The sequence below is a fragment of the Azospirillum himalayense genome (genome assembly GCF_042657465.1).
GTDB classification, from domain to species: domain Bacteria; phylum Pseudomonadota; class Alphaproteobacteria; order Azospirillales; family Azospirillaceae; genus Azospirillum; species Azospirillum himalayense.
The window spans coordinates 1-2,197 of the sequence record NZ_JBHSLC010000065.1 but is presented as its reverse complement, the minus strand read 5'-3'; the positions used below and the strand labels follow the sequence as shown (position 1 = coordinate 2,197).

The following is a 2,197-nucleotide window of genomic DNA, read 5'->3' as shown; positions in this document are numbered from 1 at the left end:
TGTCAAACGACTTCAGGAACTGGACCGGGGACGACACGAGGAACTGGACCCTCGAACGTCATAGCGTGTTCTCGGTGACCGCCGGGGCCGGATTCGTCTTGAGCAGGCCGGCCCGCCGCTTCTCCCGCAGCCGGTAGCTGTCGCCGCGGATGGTGATGACGTGGCTGTGGTGAAGCAGCCGGTCGAGAATGGCGGTGGCCACCACCGGATCGCCAAACACGGTTCCCCATTCGCTGACCGAACGGTTGCTGGTCACCAGCATCGAGCCGCGTTCATAACGGCGCGACACCAGCTGGAAGAACAGGTGTGCGGCGTTGGGCTCGAACGGCAGGTAGCCGATTTCATCAACGATCAGCAGCTTGGCTTTGGCGTAGTGGGCCAGCTTGTCCTCCAGCCGCCCCTCGACGTGCGCCCGGGCGAGCGCGGTGATCAGCTCGGTCGCCTGCACGAACAGCACCGAGTAGCCGTGCCGCACCGCCTCGCGGCCGAGCGCCACGGCCAAGTGCGATTTCCCCACCCCCGGCGGCCCGAGCAGCAGCAGGGCGTCGCCGTTGGCCACCCAGCGGCATGCCGCCAAGTCCCGGATTTGCTTGGGATCGAGCGACGGCTGGGCGTCGAAGTCGAAGCCCTCCAGCGTGCGCACGAAGGGAAACTTGGCGATGCCCAGGCCCATTTGGATGCGCCGCTCCTCCCGGTGTGCCACTTCCGCCTCGCACAGCAGGGCCAGGGTCTCGCGCAGGCTCAGCTCGCGCCGGGCGGCCTCGTCGAGCAGCGTGTCGAGGCGGTCGCGCAGCGCCGTCAGCTTCAGGCGCGCCAGCATCTCGGGCAGATGGTCGGCGTCCATCACCAGCCTCCCCCGATCAGTTGCTCGTACTCGCTCAGCGGTCGCAGCAACTCGGCCGACGACGGCGCCGGGGGCGGCTTGGATGCGCCGAGCAGGCCAACGCGGTGATCGGCATCGATCACCCGTTCGCGGCGGCCATGCCGCTCGGCATGCCGGGCCACCTCCACCCCGGCCTGGAAGACATGAACCTGACCGTCGCTGATCCGCACCGTCACCGCCGTGCCGATCAGGCGCCACGGCACGCTGTAGCGGTTGGTATCCACGTCCACAAAGCCATCGGCGTGGACTTGCCGGGTCAGCTCGCGGATTTGCCGGAATGGCGGCCGCCCCTCCAGTGGACGCAAGGCATGCGCCTCATCGCGGAGGAACCGCTCGACAGGCGGCTCGCCGGTGGTGCCGTGCACGCGCACGTCGGCGACCTCGCGCATCCACCACGCCAGATGTGCCTCCAGCGCCGCCCAGCCGACGAAGCTGTGACCGGCGATAGCGTTGCGCTTCACATAGCCGACGCCGCGCTCGTCCTTGCCCTTGGTGCGAGCCCGATACGGTGCGCAGGCCCGCGGCCGAAAGCCCCAGTAGCGGGCAAAGGCATGGAACCGCTCGTTGAAGAGCACTTCGCGGGTTTCCGGATCGTGATGCGTGACCAGCGCCTTGGCGTTGTCCAGCAGGACCTCCTGAGGCAGGCCGCCGAAATGCCGGAAGGCGCCCTCCAGGCCATCGAGCCAGGCCGACTGCCGTTCATGGCGAAAGGGCTGGACGTAGAGCCGGCGCGAGTGCCCCAGCGTGGCGACGAACAGATAGATTTTGCCCCGTGGTTCGCCGCCGACGGCGGTGCGCAACTCGCCGAAGTCGATCTGCAGCTGATGGCCCGGCGGCGTCTCGAAGCGGACCGTGGCCCGGGCCTCGGCCTCCAGCTCGCGCCGCCACGGTGCCACGGCGCGTTCGACGGTGCGCAGGCCGACGCGCAGGCCGTGCTCGTGCTGGAGGTCCTGGCGCACGACATCGGCGTTGCCGCGATGGCGCCGGAAGCGTTCGGCCAGCCAGCTCTCCAGCCCATCCAGCGTCTTGGACCGAGGCGGGACCTTCACCGGCGTCCAGCCGCCCGCCTCCAGGTAGCGCCGCACCGTCATGTGACTGCACTCGAGTTCCGTGGCGATGCGCCGGACACCCCAGCCCAAGGCATGGAGCCGAAGCATGGCCGCAACCTCTTCCGGCGTCCTCATCACGTCTCTCCGCGGATCATTCCCCCGCGGCAAAACGCTCTCTTCAACAACCGACATGCTGGCCTCCCTCTACAGAAGGAGGTCCAGTTCCTCTTGTCGTTAAGGGTCTAGTTTGCCAAGACGCCCGACA

Annotated in this window: 2 protein-coding genes; both read right to left on the bottom strand. The window is 68.2% G+C overall.

Annotation, left to right across the window (positions count from 1 at the left end):
* Positions 1–58: 58 nt before the first annotated feature.
* Complete coding sequence (gene istB / locus ACFPMG_RS23745) at positions 59–844, bottom strand: IS21-like element helper ATPase IstB (RefSeq protein ID WP_175429654.1); 786 nt, start codon at positions 842–844, stop codon at positions 59–61.
* Complete coding sequence (istA, locus tag ACFPMG_RS23740) at positions 844–2,124, bottom strand: IS21 family transposase (RefSeq protein ID WP_376997690.1); 1,281 nt, start codon at positions 2,122–2,124, stop codon at positions 844–846. Before istA ends, istB begins: the two co-directional genes overlap by 1 nt.
* Positions 2,125–2,197: the final 73 nt, after the last annotated feature.

Bases quoted from the DNA above. Each gene is read 5' to 3' on its own strand.
- istA (WP_376997690.1), bottom strand. From the start codon at position 2,124: ATGTCGGTTGTTGAAGAGAGCGTTTTGCCGCGGGGGAATGATCCGCGG.
- istB (WP_175429654.1), bottom strand. From the start codon at position 844: ATGGACGCCGACCATCTGCCCGAGATGCTGGCGCGCCTGAAGCTGACG.